This is a genomic window from Gordonia namibiensis NBRC 108229 (assembly GCF_000298235.1).
Classification (GTDB): domain Bacteria; phylum Actinomycetota; class Actinomycetes; order Mycobacteriales; family Mycobacteriaceae; genus Gordonia; species Gordonia namibiensis.
The window spans coordinates 23,844-49,589 of record NZ_BAHE01000039.1 but is presented as its reverse complement, the minus strand read 5'-3'; the positions used below and the strand labels follow the sequence as shown (position 1 = coordinate 49,589).

Below are 25,746 nucleotides of genomic sequence, written 5' to 3'. Positions count from 1 at the left end.
CTGAAGATTTCAGGTCGCCGGACCTTCGAGGCTCGTCGACTTCGATACGCTCCTTCGTCGCTACTCAGCCCGGCGGCTATCGCTCCTCGCACCTCAGGGAGCGCGAGTTCACCGCGCGACAGTGCGCGGTTCCTCCAGTCCGGCCAGCTTGTCCGGGTTGCGCATGGCGTAGATCTGCTCGATGACGCCGTCGACGATGTGGAGGGTGAACGTGCCCTCGAGCCGGCCGTCGATGTAGATCGCCACGCCGGACTGGTTGTTGTAGACCGCCGGTTCGAGTCGGTAGTCCATGTCCCGGCCGAGCCGGGCGAATCCCGTCAGCAGCCGGGCCACGGCCAGCGCACCGTGGATCGGGTGGCGTACCGCCGTCACCTTGCCGTCGCTGTCGGCGGTGAACTCGACCTCCGGTGCGAGCATCGTCAACAGGCCCTCGACGTCGCCGGACTGCGCGGCCGAGAGGAACGCGTCGACCACCGCGACCGCACGTTCGGAATCCACCGGGTCGAACCGGGGGCGACGCGCCTCGACGTGGTTCCGGGCGCGGTGCCCGATCTGGCGCACAGTGGCCGCCGGCTTGGCGAGCATGTCGCCGACCTCGTTGTAGGAGAAGCCGAACACCTCGCGCAGCACGAACACCGCGCGCTCGTCCGGACTCAGCGACTCCAGCACGATCAGCATCGCCGTCGACACCGACTCCGCGAGAACCACATCGTCGGCGAGGTCCCGCTCGTCTGTCAGGATCGGTTCGGGCAGCCACGGTCCGACGTAATCCTCGCGTCGCCGCGACCGTGACCTCAGCACGTTGAGTGCCTGGCGGGTGACGATCTTCGCGAGATACGCCTTGGTGTCGGCGATCTCGGTGTCGTCGACCTCGGCCCACCGCAGGTAACTGTCCTGGAGCACGTCGTCCGCGTCGGCCGCGGTCCCCACGATCTCATAGGCGACGGTGAACAGCAGCGGCCGCAACTCGGCGAAACGTGCTGCCCGCCGGTCGTTCCCACTCGTCTCTGAACCGCTGCTGCTCACCGGAGCCCTGCCTCTCGTCGGCGAACCGGTCACTGCAGAACCGGCTCACGCTCGGCGGTCACCTCGCGACCGCGCAACCAGCTGAATGCGCCCGGGTGCGCGGCCTCGCGGCGGATGTTCCACACGGTACCGCGGCACACCACCTCCTTGGCCAGAGCCGCGAGACGACCCGTCACCACCGCCCGCGCGGGCGAGTCGTCCCGCCGGGTGAATTGCAGGGTGGCCGTGTGGCGCCCGATGCTCGTGCACTGTGCGACGAAGGCCTGGTCGACGGGGATCGGCCGGTCGCCGGCGATCCGGGCGAGCACGGCCTCGGCGACCTGTGCCCCGAGGGGTTCCGCCGCCTGGCAACTCATCCGCAGAGTGAGGCCCTGGACCGCAACCGCGTCCCCGGCGCCGAGGATCCGATCGTCGTCGACGCTCGTGAGGCTGTCATCGGTCTGCAGACGGCCGATCCCGTCGGTCGTCAGCCCACTGTCCGCGGCGAGCGCCGGGGCCTGGAAGCCGGTGGCGAAGACCGTTGCCGCGCTGGGCAACACCTGTTCGCGCCCCTCGGTCTCGATGAGGACCCGCGAGGCCGCCACATCGGTGACCCGAGCGTCTTCGAGCACGTCGACGCCGAGTCGACCGAGTTGCCGGAGGGTCGCCCGATGGCCGCGTTCACCGACCGACGGAGCGACGACACCGCCACCGGCGAGCGTCACCGCGAAGCCGCGTTCGGCGAGTTCGCCGGCGAGCTCCACACCGGTGAGGCCGCCGCCGACGACGACCACCGGCGCACCGGGCTCCAGGGCGTCGATGCGTTCCCGGAGGTGCTGTGCCGCAGCCCAGTCCGAGGCCGACAGGGCATGGTCGGCCGCGCCCGGGATGTCCGGGAGATGATGCCGGCTGCCGATGGCGTAGATCAGGTAGTCGTAGTCGAGGTGCTCCCCCGACCCGAGATGTACCCGCCGCGCATCGGCATCGATCCGCGTCGCGGTGCCGACGACGACGTCGATGCCGTCGCCGAGCACGTCGTCGAATGAGGTCTGCGGTTCACCGGTCCGCGCGATGAACTGGTGCAACCGGATCCGCTGGACGAAGAACGGTTGCGGGTTGACGACCGTGACGTCGACGGCGGGGTTGCGCCGCAGCCGGTTGGCCGCCATCGCCCCCGCGTAACCGGCGCCGAGGACGACCACGTGCGTCCGCTCGACTGTCTGGATTTCCTGCGTGGTGTCGGTGGTGCTCATCGATCTGCCTTCCGTCGGTGTTCGAGGTGGTCATCCTCGAGACACCGACGGCGGCAGAAATGTGACAGTCAGCGCGAGATCGCTGGTCAGCCGACCTTTGCGACGTCGGCGGTGACGCCGTCGCCGAGCTCGATGGCTCCCGGCGCACCTTCGGCGGTGACGTCGAACTCCACGGCGAGGACCTCGCCGGCGACGAGGTCGGCGTGGGTCTGTGCCCATTCCAGACGCTCGGCCGGTACGACGAGGCGCACCGCGATGCGGTCGGAGACGTCCAGGTCGAGGTTGCGGCGCGCATCCTGCAGTTCGCGCACGCGGTCCTTGGCCCAGCCCTCGGCCTCGAGCTCGGGGGTCACCGTGGTGTCGAGCACGACGAGACCCTTGCCACCGGGCAGCTCGGCGGTGGAGTCCGGTTCGACCGCCACCAGCTTGCGGCTGTACTCGCCGTGCTGGAGTTCGATGCCGTCGGCGACGACGACCTCCGCGCCGTCGGCGTTCGTCTCCACCGACCAGTTGCCGGACTTCACGGCCTTGATCGCGCGCTGGACGTCCTTGCCCAGGCGCGGGCCCGCGGCGCGGGCGTTGACCGCGATCTCGTAGCGGCCGTACTCGCTGGCGTCGGTCGCGAGCGAGACGGACTTGACGTTCATCTCGTCCTTGACCAGGTCGACGTACGGCTCGAGTGCGGCCGCGGTCGGCGAGGCCACGGTCAGACCGGGCAGCGGCAGGCGGACGCGCAGCTTGTTGGCCTTGCGCACGCTCGACGCGACCGAACAGACCGCCTGGACCTCGTCCATCGCCGCGACCAGGTCGGCGTCGGCCGGGAGCTCGTCGGCAGTCGGCCAGTCGGTCAGGTGCACCGAACGGCCACCGGTGAGTCCGCGCCAGATGGCCTCGGTCGCCAGCGGCAGCAGCGGCGACGCGAGCCGCGACGCCACCTCGAGCACGGTGTACAGGGTGTCGAAGGCGTCGGTGTCCTCATCCTGGCCGGCCCAGAACCGTGCACGCGAGCGGCGCACGTACCAGTTGGTCAGCGACTCGACGAACTCACGGAACGCATCGCACGCACCGGCGATGTCGTAGGTGTCGAGCGCCTCGGTCATCACCTCGCGCGTGGTGGCGAGCTTCGCCAGGATGTAGCGGTCCAGGACGTTCTGCGAGTCGGTCCGCCAGGTCGCCGGGCGATCTGCGTAGAGCTGCAGGAAGCTGTAGGCGTTCCACAACGGCAGCAGCGCCTGACGGACACCCTCGCGGATGCCACGCTCGGTGACGACGAGGTTGCCGCCGCGCAGGATCGGCGAGGCCATCAGGAACCAGCGCATCGCGTCGGAGCCGTCGCGGTCGAAGACCTCGTTGACGTCCGGGTAGTTGCGCTTTGACTTGGACATCTTCTGGCCGTCATCGCCCAGCACGATTCCGTGTGCGGCAACGGTTTTGAAGGCAGGACGGTCGAAGAGCGCGGTCGCGAGCACGTGCATGGTGTAAAACCAGCCGCGCGTCTGACCGTTGTACTCGACGATGAAGTCGCCCGGGTTGTGCGCCACTGCCGAGGCCGAGTCCCCACCGTCGAACCAGTCGCGGTTCTCGAACGGGTAGTGCACCTGGGCGTACGGCATCGACCCGGACTCGAACCAGCAGTCGAGAACTTCGGGCACGCGACGCATCGTCGACTGCCCGGTCGGGTCGTCCGGGTTCGGGCGGGTGAGATCGTCGATGAACGGCCGGTGCAGGTTGTCCGGGCGCACGCCGAAGTCGCGCTCGAGTTCGTCGAGCGAACCGTAGACATCGATGCGCGGGTACTCCGGGTCGTCGGAGATCCATACCGGGATCGGCGCACCCCAGTAGCGGTTGCGGCTGATGTTCCAGTCGCGCGCACCCTCCAGCCACTTGCCGAACTGGCCGTCGCGGATGTGTTCGGGCACCCAGGTGATCTGCTTGTTCAGCTCCACCATGCGGTCGCGGAACTGGGTGACGGCCACGAACCACGACGGCACGGCCATGTAGATCAACGGCTGTCCCGACCGCCACGAGTGCGGGTAGGAGTGCTCGATGGTCTCGTGGCGCAGGATACGGCCGGCCGCCTTGAGGTCCTTGATGATGACCGGGTTGGCGTCGAAGACCATCTGCCCCTCGTACGGCGGGACCTGCGAGGTGAAGCGGCCGCCCGGATCGAGTGGCTGCACGACCTCGATGCCGTTGGCGGTCGCGAGGTCCATGTCCTCTTCACCGAAGGCCGGCGCGAGGTGGACGACGCCGGTGCCGCTCTCGGTGGTGACGTAGTCGCCGAGCAGCACGCGGTGAGAGTTCGGATGTCCGACGAAGAATTCGAACGGCGGTGTGTAGGAGAGGTTCTCGAGGTCCTTGCCCAGGTGGGTGCCGACGACCTCGGGTTCGGCGATCTCCTTGGCGTACGCGCCCAGCAGTGCCTCGGCCAGCAGGTATTGCTGACCGTCGGCGGCCTTGACGTGCACGTAGGTGACCTCGGGGTTGACCGCGATCGCGAGGTTGGACGGCAGGGTCCAGGGCGTGGTGGTCCAGATCAGCGCATTGACGCCGTCGAGCGAGGCGAGCGGCCCCTCTGGCACCGAGAGCGGCATCCGCACGGTCACCGCCGGGTCCTGGCGCATGCGGTAGGCGTCGTCGAGCTTCGACTCCTGGTTGGACAGCGGCGTCTGCTCGTACCAGCTGTAGGGCAGCACGCGGTAGCCCTGGTAGATCAGACCCTTGTCGTAGAGGGCCTTGAACGCCCACATGACCGACTCCATGAAGTCGAGGTCGAGCGTCTTGTAGTCGTTGTCGAAGTCCACCCAGCGCGCCTGACGGGTCACGTAGTCGCGCCACTCGCCGGTGTAGCGGAGAACCGAGTCACGGCAGTACTCGTTGAACTTCTCCATGCCCATCTTCTCGATCTCCGACTTGTCGGTGATCCCGAGCTGGCGTTCGGCCTCGAGTTCGGCGGGCAGACCGTGTGTGTCCCAACCGAATCGGCGATCGACCTTCTTGCCGCGCATGGTCTGGTACCGGGGTACCACATCCTTGACGTAGCCGGTCAGGAGATGGCCGTAGTGCGGGAGGCCGTTGGCGAAGGGCGGGCCGTCGTAGAAGACGAATTCCTCGGCGTCGGCACGGTTGGCGATGGACGCGGCGAAGGTCGAGTCGGCATCCCAGTACTGCAGGACGTTCTGCTCCACGGATGGGAAATCGGGCGCGCTGCGGCCCGTCCCACCCGTCATGTCGACCTTGGGGTACACACGTCCGGTCGCGTTCGCGCCCGTCTCGTTCGTGTCGGTCACGGCTCGTCTCCTCGTGCCTGGTGATGTCTCTCCTCGGCACGGGGACGCACACCGGAAGGTCTGCGCGGTACCACCCCGCTTGCGCCGGCACTCCGGCGCCACTCATCGGATCGCGCGGGTCTCCCCGTACGGTCCCGCGGCTGTGACGGGCCACTCCCGCCCGGTTCTACTGGGAGCGCTGCTCGGTTTCCACCGAGCGGCTCTGTTCTTCCGGGTGCTCCCCGGTGATGGCCGGATCGACGCGTCAACCAGTGTAACGACGCACCGCCCGAACAGGCGAATCGGTATCGCCGTCCGGGCGGTGCGTGGTCGAGAACGAGAGATCAGTCGAGCGGTGGACGCCAGTTCGGGTCGAGCGGATCGAAATCCGGCGCACGACGCCGGCCGGGCCGCGGTTGCGGCGACTCGGGCTGCTCCCCCTGCGGTCGCTCACCCGACTGGGCGGGATCGGGTCGCGCGGAGTCCTGACCCTGAGGCCACGCCGGAGGCTGCCCCGACGGCGGTTGTCCGTACTGCTGCTGAGGCCCCGCCTGCGGGTTCCCGTACTGCGAATTCCCGTACTGCGGTGGCCGTGGCCCATCGGGACGGGGCAGCTCGCCGCCGGGCGACTGCTGACCCGGCGCCTGGTACGGCGCGCGAGGCGGCTGGCCCGGTCCAGTCCGACCGGGCGGTCCCTGACCGGGAACGGGTGTCGGACCGGAGTTCGGCTGGCCGACCGGCTCACCGACCGATCGCAGGTAGTCCTCGAGGTTGCCCTCGCGACGCTCGGGGGCCGGACGGCTCTCGGGCACATCGGGCCGAGACGGCGTCGGCCCAGACGACGCCGGACCGGACGGTGCGGCCATACCGGGTTCGAAAGGGGGCTGCTCGTAGGCAACCGTCTTCTCACCGGCGCCGGAGTCCTGCGTCGACGTCGAGTACCTGCGAGTCCGGGACTCGTCGTCATCGCCGCGGGCGCCGGGTGAACCGGCGTCGTCGCGATCGGCGTCGGCCTCATCGCGTCCGGCTCCGGGGACCATGTCCTCCAGCGATCGAGCGGAGTCCCGGTTGCGTCCCGAGAACACGTCGACGAGCAGAAAGGCCAGGCCGAGGAGACAGATGACGATGCAGGCGACGGCCAGCCACACGGTCCCGGTGATGAGACCGAGGATGAGCAGCACGAACCCGACGAGGGTCGCGCCCAGGGCCAAGGTCAGCACATCACCAGCCTAGGGTGCATGTCCGGTGCGGAGGTCAGCTCGGCGAGTAGCTGCTGAAACCGCCGCTGCCCGGATCGTTCGAGAACGACTGATCGGGACGGCCACCCTCGACCGGTGCCGCGCTTCCGCGCTGCTGCAGCTCCTCGAGCTGCGACTCCAGGTAGGTCTTCAGCCGGGTGCGGTACTCACGCTCGAACGTCTTGAGCTGTTCGATCCGGCCCTCGAGCACACCGCGCTGCTGGTTGATCGTGCCCATGATCTCGCTGTGCTTGCGCTCGGCGTCGCTCTGCAGCGCGTCCGCGCGCTCCTGCGCCTGGCGCAGCTGCGCCTCGGAACGGGTCTGGGCGTCGGCCAGGATGGCCTCCGAACGCTGCCGCGCATCGGCGAGCATGGCGTCGGACTTGCTCTGCGCCTCGGAGACCATCGTGTCGGCGCGGGTCTGCGCGTCGGCCAGCATCGCGTCGGCGTCGGCGCGGGCACTGCCGGTCAGACGGTCCGCGGTGTCCTGCGCGAGTGCGAGAACGCGGGCGGCACGCACGTTGGCGTCGTCGTTCGACGCCGCGGGCTGCTGGACCGGAGCGGGCTGCTCCTGGGCCGGCGGCTTGGCGAACATCTGGGTCCGCTCCTCGGCGGGGGCTGCGCCGGCACCCGACCGGGCGTCGGCGACCTCACCCTCGAGTTCCTCGACGCGCTGCTTGAGGTCGGTGTTCTCTTCGATCAGCCGGGCGAGCTCGGCCTCGACGAAGTCGAGGAACTGATCGACCTCATCCTCGTTGTAGCCGCGCTTACCGATAGGCGGTTTGCTGAACGCGACGTTGTGCACATCAGCTGGAGTCAGCCGCATGTCGGTTCCCCTCGTGTCTGTGGTGGAGCTTGTGTTCAGTTGGCGTGCCGTCCAACCCGGATCGCGCGACGTGAGTCGTTCGACCAATACAGGTTGTCACTAACTATTCATACCAGTCAAAATCTGTAACTGGCGTCCAATCCTGTCACATGCGAACCGTAGGTCGCACTGTTTGATGCCGAGCCCGACCGAAACTCCTCCGAACGGGCAGGGCATCGAAGACGACAACCAACGGTAGTCCATCGACGTACCCCAAGGTACCCGGGTCGCAAGAGGCCCGGTGGGTGACTCGTCGGCGGATCAGGAGCGGATGAGAACCAGTGCGGTGGCGAGCGAATCGGCGACCGCGTCGGCGCGGAGACCGTTCACGATGTTCATGGCGATGATGACGACGAGCATGACGATCATCAGCGACAGATCCAGGCGGATCGGGCCGAGCGGGATCGGCGGGAGGATCCGGCGCAACGCCTTGATCGGCGGATCGGTCAGCGTGAAGACCGTCTCGATGATCACGACCGCCACCCCGGTGGGCCGCCATTCGCGGGCGAACGTCCGCACCAGCTCGACGACGAGCCTGCCGAGGAGAAGCAACCAGAAGACCAACAGGATGTAGTAGAGGACACCCAACAAAATCGCAGCCACGCGTCAAGATTGCCTGAAGAGCACCCGACGGTGCGAACCGAGGGTGCCCACCTGCATCAGGAGTGGTTGTAGAAGCCGGTCTCGGCGATCTTGCGGCGGTCTTCGGGCGACACATCGACGTCGGCCGGCGACAGCAGGAAGACCTTGGTGGCCACCTTGTCGAAAGAGCCGCGCAGTGCGAAGGCCAGGCCCGCAGCGAAGTCGACGAGGCGCTTCGCATCGTCGTTGGTCATGTCGACGAGGTCCATGATGACCGGGTTGCCGTCGCGGAAACGCTCACCGATGGTGCGGGCCTCGCTGTAGTCCGAGGGACGCAGGGTGGTGATCTTCTGCAGCGGGCCGTCGGCGAAGACACGCTCGAGCTCACGATGTTCGGGCGCGGCCGGGCGCGACGAGGCGGCCCGCAGGGCGGCACTCGACGAACGCTGCAGCGGTTCGAGGCGTGCAGCGGACCGCATGGGGGCCTCGGGAGCCGGACGCGGTCCGGCGTAGGCGAACTCGGGGGCGAAGTCGCCGGCGAGTTCGTATCCGCCGTCGAAATGACGGTCGTCGTAGGCCATCTCGTCGCGGTAGCCGGCCTCGCGGAAGCCCGGGTCGCGCAGGGCGGGCTCGTAACCGGGGTCGTAGGAGCCGTCACCGTAGTAGTCGTCACGGTAGGCACGCTCACGCGACGGGGCACGCAGCGCCGAGCCGTCCTCGAGGTAGTCGTCCTCGTACTCGCTGGGCGGCACCATGCCGAAGTAAGCCTTGAACTTCTGCATCGTGGTCATAGTCGGCCTCTCTGTCGTGCGACGCCGGTGTGCAGCCGTGCCGGATGGTGCATCTGATGTCACTGTGCTTGCTGAGATGTCTGCGCTTGCTGTGTCACTTGGTTCTGTTGTTACCAATGTGATTACTGAGAGACTAGCGGCCGATCGCCCATGATCGCGGTTCCGACACGCACGCATGTCGAGCCGGCTGCAACCGCCTCCTCCATATCACCCGACATGCCCGCGGACAGTTCGACGGCGTCGGCGTACTGGTCGCGAAAAGCGTTGTGAATACGGGCGGATTCGGCCATCCAGTGCTTCCGCTCGCCGGATAGCGGGGCGATGACCATGAGCCCGCGCAGCGCCAGTGCGTCCTCGTTCGACACCCGATCGGCGAGTGCGGGAAGATCCGCCTCGACGACGCCGCCGCGTTGTGGGTCCCCGTCGAGACTCACCTGGAGCAGCACCCCGAGACGTTCGGTCCGCTCCCCCTCGTCGAACGCCGCTCGTGCGGCCCGGCCCAGGGCGTCGACCACCTTCGGACGGTCCACCGAGTGCACCGCGCGCGCCCACCGCGCGATGGAACGGGCCTTCTTCGACTGGACGGTCCCGATCATGTCGAACACGGGCACGTCGGTGGAATCCTCGGGCGCCCACCCGGCGAGGACCTCGGCGACCTTGCGGCCGGCTTCGGGTTCACGGGATTCCCCGAACGAACGGACGCCCAGGTTCAGCAATCGGCGGACGTCGTCGGCCGGGAAGTACTTGGTGACGACCAGCAGTGCACACGACCCGGCGGGACGGCCCGCAGCCGCGACGGCCGCGTCGAGCCGCCCGCGTACGGCTTCGAGTCGCTCGGACAGCTCGGCGGTGCGTGCGTCATCGAGAGAGTCGCTCATGTCCCCCATCATTCTCCGCGTGGAGCGCCGGGGGCCTACTCCCCGTCCGGCGCACTCTCGTCGTCCATCCAGATCACCGATGCCAGGCGGCCGGTCGGTGCGCCACGCCGGTGGCTGAAGAGACTCGTGTCCGAGATCGTGCAGCGCGGGTCGACGGCGACCCCGGCGACCCCCGCCTCGAGGAGCTGCCGGCGCAGACCGGCACGGAGGTCGAGGCCCGTCGTGCCCTTCTTGGTGCGGCTCGCGCTCCCGGGCAGATGCTTCTCGACGTCGGCCTGCATCGCCGGGGGCACCTCGTACTGCTCGCCGGATGCGGCCGGGCCCAGGAACGCACCGATCGACTCGATGCGCGCACCGAGGTCGACCATGACCTTGAGCGTCTCGCGCACGATGCCGATGCGCGCCCCGACACGACCGGCATGGACACCGGCGATCACGCCGGCCTCGTCGTCGCTGAGGAGCACCGGCACGCAGTCGGCCGAGAGCACGGCGAGCGCGAGGCCCGGCGTGGTCGTCACCAGCGCGTCGGTCGCCGGGACCGGTTCGGTGACCGGACCGTCGACGACCGTCACGTTGCGGCTGTGGATCTGCTCCATCCAGACGACCGACGAAGCAGGCAACCCGATCTGCTCGGCCAGACGATTTCTGTTGGCGGACACCGCCTCCGGGTCGTCTCCGACATGGTCACCGAGATTGAACGAGTCATACGGTGCCACCGAGACGCCGCCGGCACGCGTGGTGACCACACGACGTACCCGCATGCGGGTCAGCGCTTCATGAAGGACGGCACGTCGACGTCATCGTCGTCGAGGTGCACGGTGTTGCGACGCGGGGGCTCCGGCTCACGCTCACCACCGAAGGGATCACCCGACCCCTTGGGGATGTCACCGAAGAGCGGGTCGCTCTTCGGCGGCGGCGACACCGCGCCGGCCTGCCCCTGACCGACGGCCGAACGGCCGGCGGCCGCGGCGGGCACGTCCGAGCGCTTCTTCGGGGTGCCGCCGTCGAAACCGGCGGCGATGACGGTCACGCGGACCTCGTCGCCGAGGTTGTCGTCGATCACGGTGCCGAAGATGATGTTGGCGTCCTCGTGGGCCGCCTCCTGGACCTGGGTGGCCGCGTTGTGGATCTCGAAGAGGCCGAGGTCGCTGCCGCCGGCGATCGAGATCAGCACGCCCCGAGCACCTTCCATCGACGCCTCGAGCAGCGGCGAGTTGATCGCCGACTCGGCCGCCTTCTTGGCGCGATCCTCACCGCGGGCCGAACCGATGCCCATGAGGGCACTACCGGCGTCGCTCATGACGCCCTTGACGTCGGCGAAGTCGACGTTGATCAGACCCGGGGTGGTGATGAGGTCGGTGATGCCCTGGACACCGTTGAGGAGGACCTCGTCGGCGCTACGGAAGGCGTCCATGAGGCTCACCTGCGCGTCGCCGAGCTGGAGCAGGCGGTCGTTGGGGATCACGATGAGGGTGTCGCAGGACTCCCGCAGCGCGGTGATGCCCGCTTCGGCCTGTCCGCCGCGACGCTTGCCCTCGAAGGAGAACGGACGGGTGACCACGCCGACGGTGAGAGCGCCGAGCTTGCGGGCGATCTGTGCGACGACCGGTGCACCACCGGTGCCGGTGCCGCCGCCCTCGCCCGCGGTCACGAAGACCATGTCGGCACCCTTGAGGAGTTCCTCGATCTCGTCGCGGGCGTCCTCGGCGGCGCGGCGACCGACCTCGGGGTCGGCGCCGGCACCGAGGCCACGGGTGGAGTCGCGACCGACGTCGAGCTTGACGTCGGCGTCGCTCATCAGCAGGGCCTGCGCGTCGGTGTTGATCGCGATGAACTCGACTCCCTTGAGCCCCTGCTCGATCATGCGGTTGACGGCATTCACGCCGCCGCCGCCGATGCCGACGACCTTGATGACGGCCAGGTAGTTGTGCGGTGGCGTCATGCGCTCGCCTTCCTCGTAATGGGTCGTGCTCGATGTTCCGTTGCTGATCTCTCAGCGTGTTCCGGTGCTGAGGTCTCAGCGGCTGAGTTGCTGGCAAAACCCTAAACCTGAACCATAGATTTAGAGTTATGTCAAGTAGTTCGTTGTGGGGATGACGCTAGGCATCCCGGGCCCCGGTATCCACAACAGCGCCCGGCGTGTCGGGAAGTCGCTCCCGAATTTCGGTGAATTTCTCACATCTTCAACGAATCTGACGCGATTCCCGACCCGTGCGGGCGACCGGCGGCCGCCGCGCTCACTTGTAGGCCGGGAACTCGGGGCTCGAGACGTTGTACATCTTGGCGTCCCGGCCCAACAGGTACGTGAGGGTTCGCGCCTTCTCCGCTCCCCGATCGCTGTCACCCCAGATGACCCGGCGGTTCTCGGTGAGGATGAACTCGATGTCGACCGGCGAGCTCGCCGACACCCGTTTGACCTGTCGCGCCAGCGATTCCGGTAATCCGGCGACCGCGGTGATCGCCTCCCGGGTGGTGGGATCGGCCGGGCCCGGGTTCGGGGTCTCGAGGACGGGGAGCTTGAGCACCTCCGGTGGCACGCCCTGGGCGCGGACGTAGTGGAGGAAGGACACCCCGGACCGGTCGAGGACGTGGACCTCGTCCCCGCTCGTCACGATCACCACCGGCACCCGCTCGACGACGGTGATGGTGAGCGTCGACGGGTAGGACCGCTGGACGCGGGCGGATTCGACGGACGGGATGCCGGCGACGCGCTGCGCGACGGCGCGGGTGTCCACCTGGAGGAGAGGTGTCCCCTGCGGGACGGCCGCGACGCGCAGGATCTCGTCGGCCGGGATCGAACCGTTGTCCCGGATGTCGGTGCCGCGCACGGCCATCAGTGGGGTGAGGTAGGCGATCAGGACCAGCCCGACCCCCGCGGCGACGACCATCAGGGTGCCGAGGATCAGGCGGGACCGGCGGCGGGTCGGCCAGCGGATCACGAGACCCGTCCTGTGAGGCCCCCGTCGCCGGGGCCCTCACCGGTCGCGGGCGTCGCGTCGTCGGTCGCGGTGTCCGCGCCGAGTGCGGCCAGGATCTCGGGCCCCTGCATGGTGATGTCGCCCGCGCCCAGGGTCAGCACGACGTCTCCGGGTCGGGCCAGGCCGGCGACCTGACCGGCCAGCCGCGACAGATCCGGCGCGAACAACGACGGCCGGGTCAACTTGTCGGTGATGGTCCGGCCGCTGACACCGGGGATCGGAGCCTCGCGGGCGCCGTAGACGTCGGCGACGACCACGGTGTCGGCGAGGTCGAGGGCGGCGGCGAACTCGTCGGCGAACTCGACCGTGCGCGAGTACAGGTGGGGCTGGAAGACCGCGATGACGCGACCGCGTGGCGCGTCGGGGCCGACCCGCGCGGCCATCATGGACTGCGCCGCGGACAGCACCGAGCGCACCTCGGTGGGATGGTGGGCGTAGTCGTCGATGACCTCGACGCCGCCGCGGCGCCCGCGGAACTCGAAGCGACGATGGACCCCGCCGAACGCGCCGATCCCCGCGAGGATGCCGTCGAGGGCACCTGCGGCGTCGGCGGTCGCCGCGGCGTTGACGCGCACGGCCCCGATGACCGCGGCGATCGCGTTGAGCGCCATGTGTTCTCCCGGCAGCGGGAGGATGAGTTCACGTTCGACGACGGTGCCGGTCTCGTCGGCGGGGCCGGTCACCGGCGCGGTGAAACGGACCCGTGCCGCTCCCCCGGCGGCGCGCGGTTCCCACGACAGCAGGGTCGCCACGTTGGGCACGCCGGGCGCGAGGACCGCGTGAGTGCCGCGGCCGTAGCCGAGGACCGCCACCCCGCGCTCGGCGAGATCGCCGCGGACACGTCCGGCGAGTGCCGCCGATCCGGGATCGTCGAGGCAGACCACAAGTGTGCCGCCGGTCCGGATGCGTTCGGTGAACTTGTCGAACACCTCGACGTAGGCCTCGATCGAGCCGAAGAAGTCGAGGTGGTCGGCGTCGATGTTGGTGACGGCCACGACATCGGGCGTGTACTCGAGCAGCGAACCGTCGCTCTCGTCGGCCTCGGCCACGAAGACCGGGTCGCCGCCGTGATGGGCGTTGGTGCCGGATTCGTTGAGCTCGCCGCCGATCGCGAACGACGGGTCGCTGCCGGCGTGCTGGAGTGCGACGACGGCCATGGACGTGGTCGAGGTCTTGCCGTGCGTCCCGGCCAGCAGCAGCGTCCGGTCACCCTCCATGAGCTGGGCGAGCACGCGCGGGCGCAGCAGGATCGGGATCCCCCGCGAGCGTGCGGCCACCAGCTCGGGATTGGTCTTGGGGATGGCGGCGTGGGTGGTGACCACGACCGACGGACCGCCCGGGATCTGGTCGAGTGCGGACGGATCGTGTCCGACCTGGACACGGGCGCCGCGGGTGCGGAGTTCGAGGATGCCCCGGCTGTTCTTGGCGTCCGATCCCGACACCTGGCCGCCGCGGGCGAGCAGGATGCGCGCGAGCCCGGACATGCCGGCGCCGCCGATGCCGACCATGTGCACGCGGGCGAGCTGCGGCGGCAGTCCTCCGGTTCCCACAGTCGTCCCCTCGCTCATGTCGTCATCTCCCGCTCCGGGTCCGGTCGTCTCGCCGGCCCTGTCCCCTCCGACCCGGTCCCGTCCAATTGTCACTGTTCGCCGGCCGATCGGCGCGAACGAAACGCCTTACGGGATGGTCGCCGGCCCGCGCGGAATCCGCGAGCCAGTTCGAGGGCGGCGTCGGCGACGGCCGCGGCGGCGTCGCGATGGCCCGTGCCCGCGGCCGCCGCGGACATCTTCTGCAGTCGTTCGGTGTCCTGCAGGAGGGCCGGGACCTCGCGTGCCACCCACTCCGCGCTGACCGCCGAGTCCTCGACGATGAGTCCGCCGCCGGCCTCGACGACCGGTAGCGCGTTGAGGCGCTGTTCGCCGTTGCCGTGCGGCAGCGGGACGTAGACGGCGGGCAAACCGGTGGCCGACACCTCGGCGACGGTCATCGCGCCGGACCGGCACATCACCAGATCGGCGGCGGCGTAGGCGAGGTCCATCCGCTTGAGGTAGCCGACGCCGCGATACGGCGGGGCGCCCTCGATGATCACCGGGTCGATCGAGTTCTTGGGCCCGTAGGCGTGCAGGACACCGATGCCCGCCTTCGCGAGGGCTTCGGCGGCACCCGAAACCGCGGCGTTGATGCGTTGCGCGCCTTGGGAACCACCGAAGACGAGCAGGGTCGGGGCATCCTCGTCGAGTCCGAAGTAGTGGCGCGCCTTGGCGCGCAGGGCCGGACGGTCCAGCTCGGTGAGGACCCCGCGGACCGGCATGCCGACGACGGTGGCGTCGAGCCCGGAGCCGTCGACGGCGGCCAGGACACGGTCGGCGAACCGGGCGCCCACCTTGTTGGCGATGCCCGCCGAGGCGTTCGCCTCGTGGATGACGATCGGGATGCGATTGCGTCCGCGTAGATGCATCTGCGCGGCGAGGTAGGCGGGCACCGACACATACCCGCCGAAGCCGACGACGACGTCGGCGTCCACGTCGGCGAGCACCTTGCGAGTCGCGGCGACCGAGGACACCAGGCGCCCGGGGGTCTTGGCGAGGTCCATCCCGGGTTTGCGCGGCAGCGGAACCGGCGGGATCAGCCGCAGGTCGTATCCGCGTTCGGGCACCAGGTCGACCTCGAGGCCGCGGTTGGTCCCGAGGGCGGTGACGCGGGCCGTCGGGTCGATGCGGGTGATCGCGTCGGCCACGGCGAGCGCCGGTTCGATGTGTCCGGCGGTCCCGCCGCCCGCGACCACCACCGACAGCGGCCGCCCGCCCGGTCCTCCGGTCGTATCAGATTGTGCTGCACCCGAACTCACCGGCTCTGTCACTCCATCTCCAGCCACTGTGCACGTCTGTCCCACGCAGCGGCATCGCCTGTCGCGGGAGCCGTCAGCGGCGTCCCGCGCGGCCGTGTGTCGGCCGATCGCGCCCGGGGTCGGCGGACCTCGGCGTCCGCGGCTGATGCGCGCCCGCCCGCCATCCCGGTGACGCCGAGCGACGTGCACTGCCGGCGCCGGGATACCCGCCACGGTAGTCGACGCCCGCTCGTGCCGACGGCGCAGGTCGGGTGCGACCTGTCGCTGCCGGACGCCGTGCGGATGCACCCCGTGCAGGTGCCGGTTCGGCAGTCTTCGCCCGTTTCCACGGCATGGTGAACCGGCCCTGGCTGTCAGCCGGCTCGGCCGGTCGTCCGCGACCGGTCTGCGCTCCTGCCCGCCCGGACGTCCCGGCCCGGCCCGGTGCACCCCGTCCGGCTGTCCGGCCCGCGGGCCGTCCGCGCGCCGAGCGACGCTGGTCGAGCCGATCTCGCAGGGTCTCGGCCCGCGTCTGCCGGTAGGCCACCGGCGTCGGGAGCCGCAGGATCCGGGCCAGACGGCCCTGCGATCCGGTGGTGAGGGTCGCGACGGCCTCGGGTTCGTGTCGCGCGGCGTTGGCCAGGAGGCCGAGCATCGCGAGCACGGTCAGCGTCGATGTACCGCCCGCCGAGATGAGTGGCAGCTGGATACCGGTGACCGGCAGCAGGCCGATGACGTAGCCGATGTTGATGAACGCCTGCGCGAGGATCAGCACGGTGATGGTCGCGGTCATCAGGCGCAGGAACGGATCAGTGGATCGGTGCGCGATGCGGAAGCCGATGTAGCCCAACAGCACGAACAGGAAGACCACCAGCAGACCACCGAGGAGGCCGAGTTCCTCGCCGATGATGGCGAAGATGAAGTCGTTGTGCGCGTTGGGCAGGTAGTTCCACTTGGCGCTCGACTGGCCGAGGCCCACACCGAAGACGCCGCCGTTGGCCAGCGCGTAGGTCGCCTGCCGGGCCTGGTAACCGGCACCCTGCGGGTCGTCGATGCCGCCGAGGAAGCTCATCACGCGCTGTGAGCGGTACCCCTCGACGAGCGCGAGGATCACCGCGAGGACCACACCGGAGACGGCAAAGGCCGAGAAGACCTTGATCGGCAGCCCGGCGAACCAGAGCATCGCGCCGACGATGATGGCGATGGTGATCGTCGTCGAGAGGTTCGGCTCGAGGATGATCAGCACGCAGACCAGCATCGCGACCGGGACCAGCGGGATCAGGAGCTCTTTGATCGAGGCGTTGTCCCGGCGCCGGGAGGCGAGCAGGTGCGCACCCCAGATACACAGCGCCACCTTGACCAGCTCCGAGGGCTGCACCGACACACCGGAGATGACGAACCAGCGTCGGGCGCCCTGGCTGAGCGTGCCGATGCCGGGGATCAGCACCAGCCCGAGCAGCAGGATGGCGATGGCCATCGACGGCGCGGCGAAGCGCCGCAGCAGACGGACGGGGACCCGCAGCATCAGGTAGAAGACGACGAGACCGAGTCCGGCGAAGATGACCTGCGTCGTGAACAGTCCGTAGGCCGATCCTTCTTGCGAGTACCCCTCGACCGACGACGCCGACAGCACCATCACCAGACCGAAGGCTGTCAGCATGAACGCCATCGTGAGGACCAGCTGGTAGGAGGCCAGCGGCCGCGCCAGGAGGTTGCGCACGCCTTCGACGAGCATGGCCGGCAACGAGGCCGTCACCGACGCCGCGGTCGAGGCCGCTGCGGAGACCTCGGCAGCCGGCTTCGACAGCGCGGCCGCACCCTCTGACGCCTTTCGACGCACGGACGCTCGCCTGCTCGCGTCCGAGGTCTCGTCCGTTCCGTCTTCGAACGAGTCGTCGAGGGTGTCCTCGTCGTCGAAGGTGCTCTCGTCGTCCGCGGCGTCGACCGCGGTCTTGTCGGTGCTCACGCCGCTCACCGCGAGGTGGGGGTGCCGGCGATGTCCTGTGCGGCGCGCGCGAACGCGTCACCGCGCCGGCTGTAGCCGGCGAACATGTCCAGCGATGCCGCGGCGGGTGCGAGGAGCACCGCGTCGGGCTTCGGGTCGCTCGCCGCGGCGAGCTCCCATGCCTCGGCGACCGCCCGGTCCATCACGGCAACGGCGGCGTCTGTTCCCGAGGTTTCGGTCGACGAGAGGACGGGTGCGGTCTGACCCTGGCGATGCACGTTCACCGTGCCATCGTCCCCTGTGAATACTGTGACTGTTGGGACTTCTGGGGCGTGTCGCGCGATCGCTTCGACGACCAGCTCACGATCACGGCCGATGGCGACCACCCCGGCGAGCCGATCGCCGACCGCGGTGAGCATGGCGTCCATCGACGCGCCCTTGAGCAGGCCGCCCGCGATCAGCACCACGCGGCCGTATGCGGAGACGGCAGCCTGGGCGGCATGCGGGTTGGTGGCCTTGGAGTCGTCGACGAAGCGGATGCCGTCGCGCGTCGCCACGACCTCGCCGCGATGGGCGGCGGGCCGGAAATCGGTGAGCGCGGCCTCGACGGCGTCGCGGTCGACACCGATCGAGAGGGCGAGTGCGGCGGCAGCGAGGGCATCGGCCACGCCTGACGGGCCCGCCGGATGCACGGCGGCGGCCGACAGCAGGCGACCCGCACCGAAGGCACGGTCGATGAGTTGTCCGTCCTCGACGCCGAGCTGGCCGTCCTGCGGCGGGTTGAGTGTGAAGCCGACCCGGCGTCCCGCGCCCGGCAGACCAGATGCAACTGCGTCGTCGAGACCGACGATCGAGATGTCGCCGCGCAGCGCACCGGCCTTGGCCAGCGCATAGGCGTCGAAGGTGCCGTGCCAGTCGAGATGATCGTCGGCGACGTTGAGCACCACCCCGGCGGCCGGGGCGACCGACGGTGCCCAGTGCAGCTGGAACGACGACAGCTCGGCGCACAGGACGTCCACCCGAGGTGTCGCGCGCATGGCGTCGAGAACCGGCAGGCCGATGTTGCCGCACGCCGCGCCGGCACGCCCGGAGCGCTCGACGATGTCGGCGAGCATCGAGGTGGTGGTGGTCTTGCCGTTGGTGCCGGTGACGACCAGCCAGGTGCGCGGCTCCCCGAGCAGACCCGCGGCGTCGACCCGCCAGGCCAACTCGACCTCGCCCCATACCGGCACACCGCCCGCCGCGGCCTGCGAGACGAGGTCGTGGGTGGGTGCGAATCCGGGCGAGACGATCACGACCGCGGTGTCGGCGGTCCACGAGGGGTCGGCGAGCAGATCGGAGATCGCGACGGCCTCCACGCCTTGCCCGGTCAGGTCCGCGACCCCGGGAACGGCGGCGACCGCCGTATCCCGGTCGGCGGCGTCGGCATCACGTGCGGCGAACCGGTCGTCGGCGAGCAGGATGCGGACATCCCTGGTGACCAGGTAACGGGCCGCCGATGTCCCGGCGGTACCCGCGCCGCCGATCACCACGGTCTTGCCGGTCAACCCCAGTGGGTCGTCGGGAGACGCGGAGTTCTCGGCGCGCGGATCAGCCATTGGTGGTCAGGAACTCGCCGTAGAAGAGCGACAGGCCGAGCGCACAGGCTATGGCTGTGAGCAGCCAGAATCTGATGATCACCGTCGTCTCGGCCCATCCGCCCAGTTCGAAGTGGTGGTGGAACGGCGCCATCCGGAAGACACGACGGCCGGTGGTCCGGAAGAAGGCGATCTGGATGACCACCGACATGATCTCGGCGACGAACAGCGCACCGATGACGACCGCGAGGAGTTCGGTCCGGGTCGTGATGGACAGGCCGGCGAGCATGCCGCCGAGTGCCAGCGAGCCGGTGTCCCCCATGAAGATCTTCGCCGGTGCGGCGTTCCACCACAGGAAGCCGAGGCAGGCGCCGCCGCCGGCCACCGCGATGATCGCGAGGTCGAGGGGGTCGCGGACCTGGTAGCACCCGGTCGGGATGTCGCTGGGCGGCTTGGCACCGCCGGCGCAGGCGTTGACGAACTGGAAGAAGGTCACGAGGACGTAGGAGCCGAGGACCATCGCCATCGAACCGGCGGCCAGACCGTCGAGTCCGTCGGTGAAGTTCACCGCGTTGGACCACGCGGCGACCACGAGCCAGCAGAACACCACGAAGACCACCGCGCCGAGGCCGATGGCGTCGATGTCGCGCACATAGCTGAGGTGGGTGCTGGCCGGGCTGAGGCCGTAGTCGTTGCGGAACTGCAGCACGAGGACACCGAACAGGATCGCGGCGATGAACTGCCCGATCGACTTCGCGGTCTTGTTCAGTCCCAGGTTGCGGTGTTTGCGGATCTTGATGATGTCGTCGAGGAAGCCGACGATGCCGAGCGCGGTCGCGAGGCCCAGCACGAGCAGGCCCGACGCGGTCGGTCCGTTGCCGGCATCGGTGAAGAGGCCGACGAGATGCGAACCGAAGTAGCCCGCCCACAATGCGGCGAGGATCGCGACGCCGCCCATCGACGGCGTGCCACGCTTGGTCTGATGGCTCTGGGGGCCCTCGACCCGGATCTCCTGGCCGAAGCCCTGTCGGGAGAACACCTTGATGAGCACGGGGGTCAGCAGGATCGACACCGCGATCGCGATCGCACCCGCGAGGAGGATCTGGGTCACCGTGCTGCCCTCGTGTTCGCTCGTCCGTTCCCCGCCACGCTCTTCTCTCCGACTCTGTTCAGTGTTCTCGGCAGGCGCGCCTCATCGCGTGCCCTCATGATGCGGTCCCCTCGTCATCGGGACCGGAGTCAGTATCCTCGCGGACCTGCCATCCGCAGCTCGCACCCCATGCCCTCACCACCGAGTCGAGGTCGGCGCTCGCTGCCGCGAGGAGGATGACATCACCAGCGGCGGGCCGCCAGTCCGGGTCGGTGTCGACGAGTGCCGCGGCGGTCTCGACCGTGTCGACGATGCGCGCCTCGTCGCCCCACGACCCCTCCATGACGGCGCCCTGGTGCAGGGCGCGAACCGATCGGGAGTCACCGACGCAGAGAGTCTTGTCGACGGCCAGTCGGACGGCCAGACGTCCGAGGAGATCGTGTTCGACGACGCGCTGGTTCTCGGCGGTCCCCTCGGGGCTGGCGACCTCGCCGATGATCGCCCAGGTTCGCGGCCGATCCACCGCGGTGCTGCCGCGCAACGCGCCGGCGTGCTCGGCGAGTCGGCGGATGAGCAGACGTGCGTCGTCGACCGTCACCGGCGCATCCCCGCGGATCACCGTGACGAACGGTCCGGTCATCGATCACCCTCCGCGCCCACCGGGCCGGTGGTCGCGTTCGGCAACTCGTCCAGCGCTTGTGCGACGACCTCGCGGTCGTCGAACGGATGCTTCACGCCGTTGATCTCCTGCCCTGCCTCATGACCCTTGCCCGCGACCAGCACGATGTCGCCGGGCCGTGCCCAGGCGATGGCCTCGGCGATCGCCGCCGCACGATCCCCGACCTCGCGTACCGGTTCGGCACCGGCCGGACGGTCGGCGGCATCGACGCTCCGGGCGCCGGCGAGAACCTCGGACCGGATGGCGGCCGGCTCCTCCGACCTCGGGTTGTCGTCGGTGACGATGACGAGTTCGGCACCGCGGGCGGCGGCCTCCCCCATCAGCGGCCGCTTACCCGCGTCACGGTCTCCGCCGGCACCCACCACGATGGCCACGCGGCCCGGTCCCTCGCCGAGCTGACCGCGCAGGGTCGCCAGGACGGCCTCGACGGCTCCGGGTTTGTGCGCGTAGTCGACCAGGGCGAGGAACGACTGACCGCGGTCGACCCGCTGCAGACGTCCCGGCACGCTCACCGACGCGACCGCGTCGAGCGCGGTGGAGATCGGCACACCCGCCGCATGGGCCACCGCGACGGCCAGCAGTCCGTTGGCCACGTTGTAGCGGCCCGGGAGAGGCATGACCAGGACGTGGTCGCCGTCGGGTTCGGTGATCGGGGTGTGGGAGGTGCCGTCGCCGGCGAGGTCCGACGGGCCCGCATGCCAGTGGGCGGGCGTCGGACCGGTGGACACCGTCACCGGCTGCAGATGCGCCGCCTCACCGGGGCGGCGGGCGAGATCGGCCATCCGCTGACCCCACTCGTCGTCGACGCAGACCACCGCGCGTACCGCGTGGTTCGGCGACGACGGCACGAACAGCTGCGCCTTGGCGTCGAAGTAGGCGCGCATCGTGTGATGGAAGTCCAGATGATCCTGCGAGAGGTTGGTGAAGGCCCCGATCGCGAAGTGCGCACCGTCGACCCGGCCCAGGGACAGCGCGTGGCTGGACACCTCCATGACGACGACGTCAACCCCGTCCTCGAGCATCGACGCCAGCAGCGCCTGCAGGGTCGGCGCCTCCGGGGTCGTCAGCGAGCTCGGCTGCGCGACGCCGTTCACGCGGGTCTCGACGGTTCCGATGAGTCCCACCGCGTGCCCGGCGGCGAGCAGTGCCGCCTCCACGAGATACGACGTGGTGGTCTTGCCCGACGTGCCGGTGATCCCGATCAGCTTCAACCGCTGCGACGGGTTGCCGTACACACGGGCGCTGACGCTGCCCAGGACGGTCCGCGGGCTGGGGTGGATGAGGACCGCGACGGCGGTCTCCGGCGGCAGGACGCGGCTCAGTTCGGCGCGGCCGGCCGGATCGGTCAGGATCGCGGTCGCCCCGGCGGCGACCGCCTGGTCGGCGAACCGCGCGCCGTGGGTGGCCGCACCGGGCAGGGCCGCGAACAGATCGCCGGGCTGCACGTCCTGGGCGCGCAGGGTCACGCCCTGCACGCTGGTGTCGCGATCGGCGCCGCCGACGAGGTCGAGCCGGGCGCCCGTGGCCGTCGACAGGACCGTCACGGCCGTCGGCGCGACCTCACGCGGACGACCGGGGACCTTCTTGTTGCCCTTGCGTCTGCCGGCCGATCCCTTGTGCGAGGAACCACGAGACGTCATGTGTTCGCCTCCTCGGTTGTTCTCGGTCGGTGTGCTGGTGGTCGGTGTGCTGGTGGTCGGGGTCTTCGCGGTCTGGTCACCGCGGCCCGGGTTCGTGTTCGGCGCAGAATTGCACTCACGATACCGACCCCGGGATCGGCGTCCGGGACGCGGTGCGCCGACCACCGGGTCGGAATCACTTCGCGGTGAGGGTCAGCCTCGGGGTCGGCGGAGAGAGCGGGACCTGGGCGCGCTGGAGCATCCACGACGCGATGGTCGAGAAGAGCGGCCCGGCGGACTGTCCCCCGGTGCCGTCGGAGCTGCGGCGCGGGTTGTCGAGCATGATCCCGATGACATAGCGCGGGGCGTCGGCCGGGGCGATCCCGGCGAACGTGATGTTGTAGCGCGAGTTCGAGTAGCAGCCGCACGACGGATCGACCTGCTGAGCGGTACCGGTCTTGCCGGAGACCTGGTAACCGCTGACGGCCGCCTTGGTGCCGGTACCCATCTGCACGCCCATCGGATCGTCCTGCACTACCGAGCGGAACATGTCGCGGACCGTCCGGGCGGTCTCCTCGCTGACGACGCGGACCGGTTCGGGACGAGCACGCCCCTCCGAGGTACTACCGTCGCGCTCCTCGCCGGCGAGAATCCGCGGCGGGATGCGCAGGCCGTCGTTGGCGATCGCCTGGTACATCGCGGTCATCTGCAGGAGCGTCATCGAAAGACCCTGTCCGATGGGCAGGTTGGCGAAGGAACCGCCCGACCACTGGCTCAGTGCGGGGACCTCGCCGGCACTCTCGGCCGGGAGACCGACGCCCGTGCGCTGGCCGAGCCCGAATCGCTTGAGCATGTCGGCGAAGCGTTCCTCACCGATGCGCTTGGCGAGCATCAGCGTGCCCACGTTCGACGACTTACCGAAGATGCCGGTGGTCGTGTACGGCTCGACGCCGTGCTCCCAGGCGTCGCGGACCGTGACGCCGGACATCTGGATGCTGCCGGGGACCTGGTGGACCGTGTCCGGCCGGGTGAGGCCGTATTCGATGGCGGCGGCGGCCGCGACGAGCTTGTTGACCGAGCCGGGCTCGAACGGGGAGGTGACCGACGGGTTGCCGAGTTCGGCCTTCGGCTGATCCGACAGCGGGAGCGACGCGTTGAAGGTGCCGTCGTTCGCCATCGCCAGCACCTCGCCGGTCCGGGCGTCCAGCACGACCGCCGAGGCACCCTTCGCACCGGAGGCCTGCTTGGCCTTCATGACCTGGCTCTGGACGAACCACTGGGTGTCGGAGTCCAGGGTCAGACGGACGGTGGAACCATTGATCGCCGGGTGCACGTTGCGGGTGCTGCCCGGGATGATCGCGCCGTCCGATCCGCGGTCGTAGGTACGGGAACCGTCGGTGCCGGACAGGATCGCGTCGAGGGAGGCCTCGAGGCCGATGAGACCGTTGCCGTCGTAGTTGACGTCACCGATGACGTTGGCCGCCAGCGAACCGCCGGGATAGAGCCGGATACTCTCCGGGTCGGCGCCCACCTCGGGGAACTCCTCGGTGATGCGCTTGGCGACGTCGGGGCTCACGGCCCGTGCGAGGTACACGAAGGGCTCGTCGCCGGTGATCTTGGCGAGGAGGTCCTCTTCGCTGATCGAGCCGCCGAGTGCCATCGAGACGCCCTTGGCGATCTCCTTGAGACGCTCGTCGACGCCGGGCAGTTCGTCGTTCTTGCGGTGCTCCTCGTCGATCGACTTGCGAACCGCCTTGGGCAGGAACGTCAGTGACCGGGCCTCGTCGGTGTAGGCCAGCGGGCGACCGTTGCGGTCGAGGATGGAACCACGCTTGGCCGTCAGGACCTGCGTGTACTCGCGCTGCTGGGCGGCCTCGGCGGAGATGGACCCGGCCTGGATGGTGTGGACGACGATCATCTTCCCCGCGACCGCGAGGACCACGAGCAGCACGGCGACCCCGAACGCCTTGGTCCGGAACCCGAAGCTGTGCAGTCCCCCGCTGTTCCGGGGACCACCCTTTCCCGGTCCGCGGCCACCCGGGCCGCCTGCGGTCGCGCGGGATCCCTGGCCCGGGCGACGTCCCGGGCGAGACGGCGCGTGGCCGAGTCGCTCGAAGGTCGCACGTGTCATGGTCGTCAATTGTTCACCGCTTCAAGGTCGTGACAGGGATTTGGCGTCGGCGGGTTGCAGATCGATGGGTGCACTGTGACAACCCTTACGACCCGCGGCCACCTCACGTCCGGGGCACGACATTCGGGGCCGGGATCGGGCTCGAGGGCGCGGGCGCGGACCCCGACTCGGTCGGCGGCGAAGGCTCCCCCTGCCCGGGAGCCGGATCGGGTTGAGCCGGAGCGGGTTGCGGCGATGGCGACGGCCCGGCCTGTCCCGGGGTCGACGGGGCCGGGGCCTGCTGACCCGGGGTCTGCTGCGCCGGCGGGTTCGGTGCGCCGACCGCGCCGCCGCCGAGGCCGATCGAGTCGTCCACCTTGCGCGGGTCGATGGTCTCGGTGGGGTCGGGCTTCAGCTCGGGGTTGAGGTCGGCCATCGGCTTCCCCGATGCCGGTGCGGGTTTCCCGACGATGCGGGGCCGGCGCGGGTCGTCGACGATCATTCGTGCCGGGTTGTCCGACGGGATCATGCCGAGACGGGTTGCCTCCCGGGACAGTTCCGGAGCCGAGTTGCCGGATTCGTAGGTCCGCTTGAGCGCATCCCGCTGGTCGATGAGCGACTGGTTCTCGGTCCGCTCGATACCGAGCTTGTAGGAGTCCTGGGCCGACTTGGTGGACAGCCAGAGGCTCAGACCGAGACCCAGCACCAGCAAGGCGATGACCGGGACCACGAAAGGTGTGTGCTGCAACCGTTCTCGCAGCGAGACACCGGACATCGACAGACCCGCGCCGCGGGCTGTGCGCGGTGCGACCGCGCCGGTGGCCATGCGCTTGTGACGGCGGTCCAGTGCGCGTTGGGCCGCCCGCGAACGGGTCGCGCGCTCGGACTCGATGCGTGCGCGCCGTGACCGACGGCTGCTCCGATCTGTGTCGGACCGTCCCGCATCGGAACGACCTGAGCCGGAACGGCCTGCGCCGGAACGCTTGTCGTCGGAACGGCCGGAGCCGGGACGACGAGGGGCATCGTGCAGGATCGTCATG

The 25,746-nt window shown here is 69.6% G+C and carries 20 protein-coding genes; all 20 read right to left on the bottom strand.

Translation table 11 applies throughout. The features are described from left to right. Positions 1-108 precede the first annotated feature (108 nt). Entirely contained in the window at positions 109-1,026 is a 918-nt protein-coding gene (gene sigJ / locus GONAM_RS17835; RefSeq protein WP_006868157.1) for an RNA polymerase sigma factor SigJ, read from the bottom strand. 29 nt (positions 1,027-1,055) lie between these two features. Further along, complete coding sequence (locus GONAM_RS17830; RefSeq protein WP_006868156.1) at positions 1,056-2,258, bottom strand: NAD(P)/FAD-dependent oxidoreductase; 1,203 nt, start codon at positions 2,256-2,258, stop codon at positions 1,056-1,058. A gap of 86 nt (positions 2,259-2,344) precedes the next feature. After that, positions 2,345-5,548 carry an isoleucine--tRNA ligase gene (ileS, locus tag GONAM_RS17825; RefSeq protein WP_006868155.1) on the bottom strand — a complete coding sequence of 1,068 codons (3,204 nt, stop codon included), beginning with the start codon at positions 5,546-5,548 and terminating at the stop codon, positions 2,345-2,347. Between the two features lie 323 nt (positions 5,549-5,871). Further along, positions 5,872-6,747 carry a hypothetical protein gene (locus tag GONAM_RS17820; protein ID WP_006868154.1) on the bottom strand — a complete coding sequence of 292 codons (876 nt, stop codon included), beginning with the start codon at positions 6,745-6,747 and terminating at the stop codon, positions 5,872-5,874. Between the two features lie 34 nt (positions 6,748-6,781). Beyond that, complete coding sequence (gene wag31, locus GONAM_RS17815) at positions 6,782-7,591, bottom strand: DivIVA-like cell division protein Wag31 (protein ID WP_006868153.1); 810 nt, start codon at positions 7,589-7,591, stop codon at positions 6,782-6,784. Between the two features lie 300 nt (positions 7,592-7,891). Continuing rightward, complete coding sequence (locus GONAM_RS17810) at positions 7,892-8,233, bottom strand: YggT family protein (protein ID WP_006868152.1); 342 nt, start codon at positions 8,231-8,233, stop codon at positions 7,892-7,894. Positions 8,234-8,289: 56 nt separating this feature from the next. After that, complete coding sequence (locus GONAM_RS17805; RefSeq protein WP_006868151.1) at positions 8,290-9,003, bottom strand: cell division protein SepF; 714 nt, start codon at positions 9,001-9,003, stop codon at positions 8,290-8,292. Between the two features lie 122 nt (positions 9,004-9,125). Then, entirely contained in the window at positions 9,126-9,890 is a 765-nt protein-coding gene (locus tag GONAM_RS17800; protein ID WP_006868150.1) for a YggS family pyridoxal phosphate-dependent enzyme, read from the bottom strand. Positions 9,891-9,916: 26 nt separating this feature from the next. Then, entirely contained in the window at positions 9,917-10,642 is a 726-nt protein-coding gene (pgeF, locus tag GONAM_RS17795; protein ID WP_006868149.1) for a peptidoglycan editing factor PgeF, read from the bottom strand. A gap of 5 nt (positions 10,643-10,647) precedes the next feature. Then, on the bottom strand, positions 10,648-11,823 hold the full coding sequence (gene ftsZ, locus GONAM_RS17790) for a cell division protein FtsZ (RefSeq protein ID WP_006868148.1): 1,176 nt from the start codon (positions 11,821-11,823) through the stop codon (positions 10,648-10,650). 295 nt (positions 11,824-12,118) lie between these two features. Then, positions 12,119-12,820 carry a cell division protein FtsQ/DivIB gene (locus GONAM_RS17785; protein ID WP_006868147.1) on the bottom strand — a complete coding sequence of 234 codons (702 nt, stop codon included), beginning with the start codon at positions 12,818-12,820 and terminating at the stop codon, positions 12,119-12,121. After that, complete coding sequence (murC, locus tag GONAM_RS17780) at positions 12,817-14,427, bottom strand: UDP-N-acetylmuramate--L-alanine ligase (protein ID WP_006868146.1); 1,611 nt, start codon at positions 14,425-14,427, stop codon at positions 12,817-12,819. The genes GONAM_RS17785 and murC overlap by 4 nt, the downstream gene beginning before the upstream one ends. A 71-nt stretch (positions 14,428-14,498) precedes the next feature. Further along, entirely contained in the window at positions 14,499-15,707 is a 1,209-nt protein-coding gene (murG, locus tag GONAM_RS17775) for an undecaprenyldiphospho-muramoylpentapeptide beta-N-acetylglucosaminyltransferase (protein ID WP_006868145.1), read from the bottom strand. A gap of 73 nt (positions 15,708-15,780) precedes the next feature. Then, positions 15,781-17,652, bottom strand: a complete 1,872-nt coding sequence (gene ftsW, locus GONAM_RS17770; protein ID WP_006868144.1) for a putative lipid II flippase FtsW — start codon at positions 17,650-17,652, stop codon at positions 15,781-15,783. Positions 17,653-17,657: 5 nt separating this feature from the next. Beyond that, positions 17,658-19,229, bottom strand: a complete 1,572-nt coding sequence (murD, locus tag GONAM_RS17765; RefSeq protein ID WP_006868143.1) for a UDP-N-acetylmuramoyl-L-alanine--D-glutamate ligase — start codon at positions 19,227-19,229, stop codon at positions 17,658-17,660. Further along, the gene (gene mraY / locus GONAM_RS17760; RefSeq protein WP_006868142.1) at positions 19,222-20,319 is read right to left on the bottom strand and encodes a phospho-N-acetylmuramoyl-pentapeptide-transferase; all 1,098 of its coding nucleotides are present in this window, start codon (positions 20,317-20,319) and stop codon (positions 19,222-19,224) included. The genes murD and mraY overlap by 8 nt, the downstream gene beginning before the upstream one ends. Positions 20,320-20,413: 94 nt before the next feature. After that, a complete protein-coding gene (locus GONAM_RS17755) occupies positions 20,414-20,938 on the bottom strand; it encodes a UDP-N-acetylmuramoyl-tripeptide--D-alanyl-D-alanine ligase (protein ID WP_006868141.1) in 525 nt (174 codons plus the stop codon). After that, on the bottom strand, positions 20,935-22,617 hold the full coding sequence (locus GONAM_RS17750; RefSeq protein WP_006868140.1) for a UDP-N-acetylmuramoyl-L-alanyl-D-glutamate--2,6-diaminopimelate ligase: 1,683 nt from the start codon (positions 22,615-22,617) through the stop codon (positions 20,935-20,937). The genes GONAM_RS17755 and GONAM_RS17750 overlap by 4 nt, the downstream gene beginning before the upstream one ends. 175 nt (positions 22,618-22,792) lie before the next feature. Further along, positions 22,793-24,727: a peptidoglycan D,D-transpeptidase FtsI family protein gene (locus tag GONAM_RS17745; RefSeq protein ID WP_006868139.1), complete on the bottom strand. Its 1,935-nt coding sequence runs from the start codon at positions 24,725-24,727 to the stop codon at positions 22,793-22,795. 103 nt (positions 24,728-24,830) lie between these two features. After that, positions 24,831-25,745 carry a cell division protein FtsL gene (ftsL, locus tag GONAM_RS17740; protein WP_006868138.1) on the bottom strand — a complete coding sequence of 305 codons (915 nt, stop codon included), beginning with the start codon at positions 25,743-25,745 and terminating at the stop codon, positions 24,831-24,833. Between the last annotated feature and the right edge of the window lies 1 nt (position 25,746).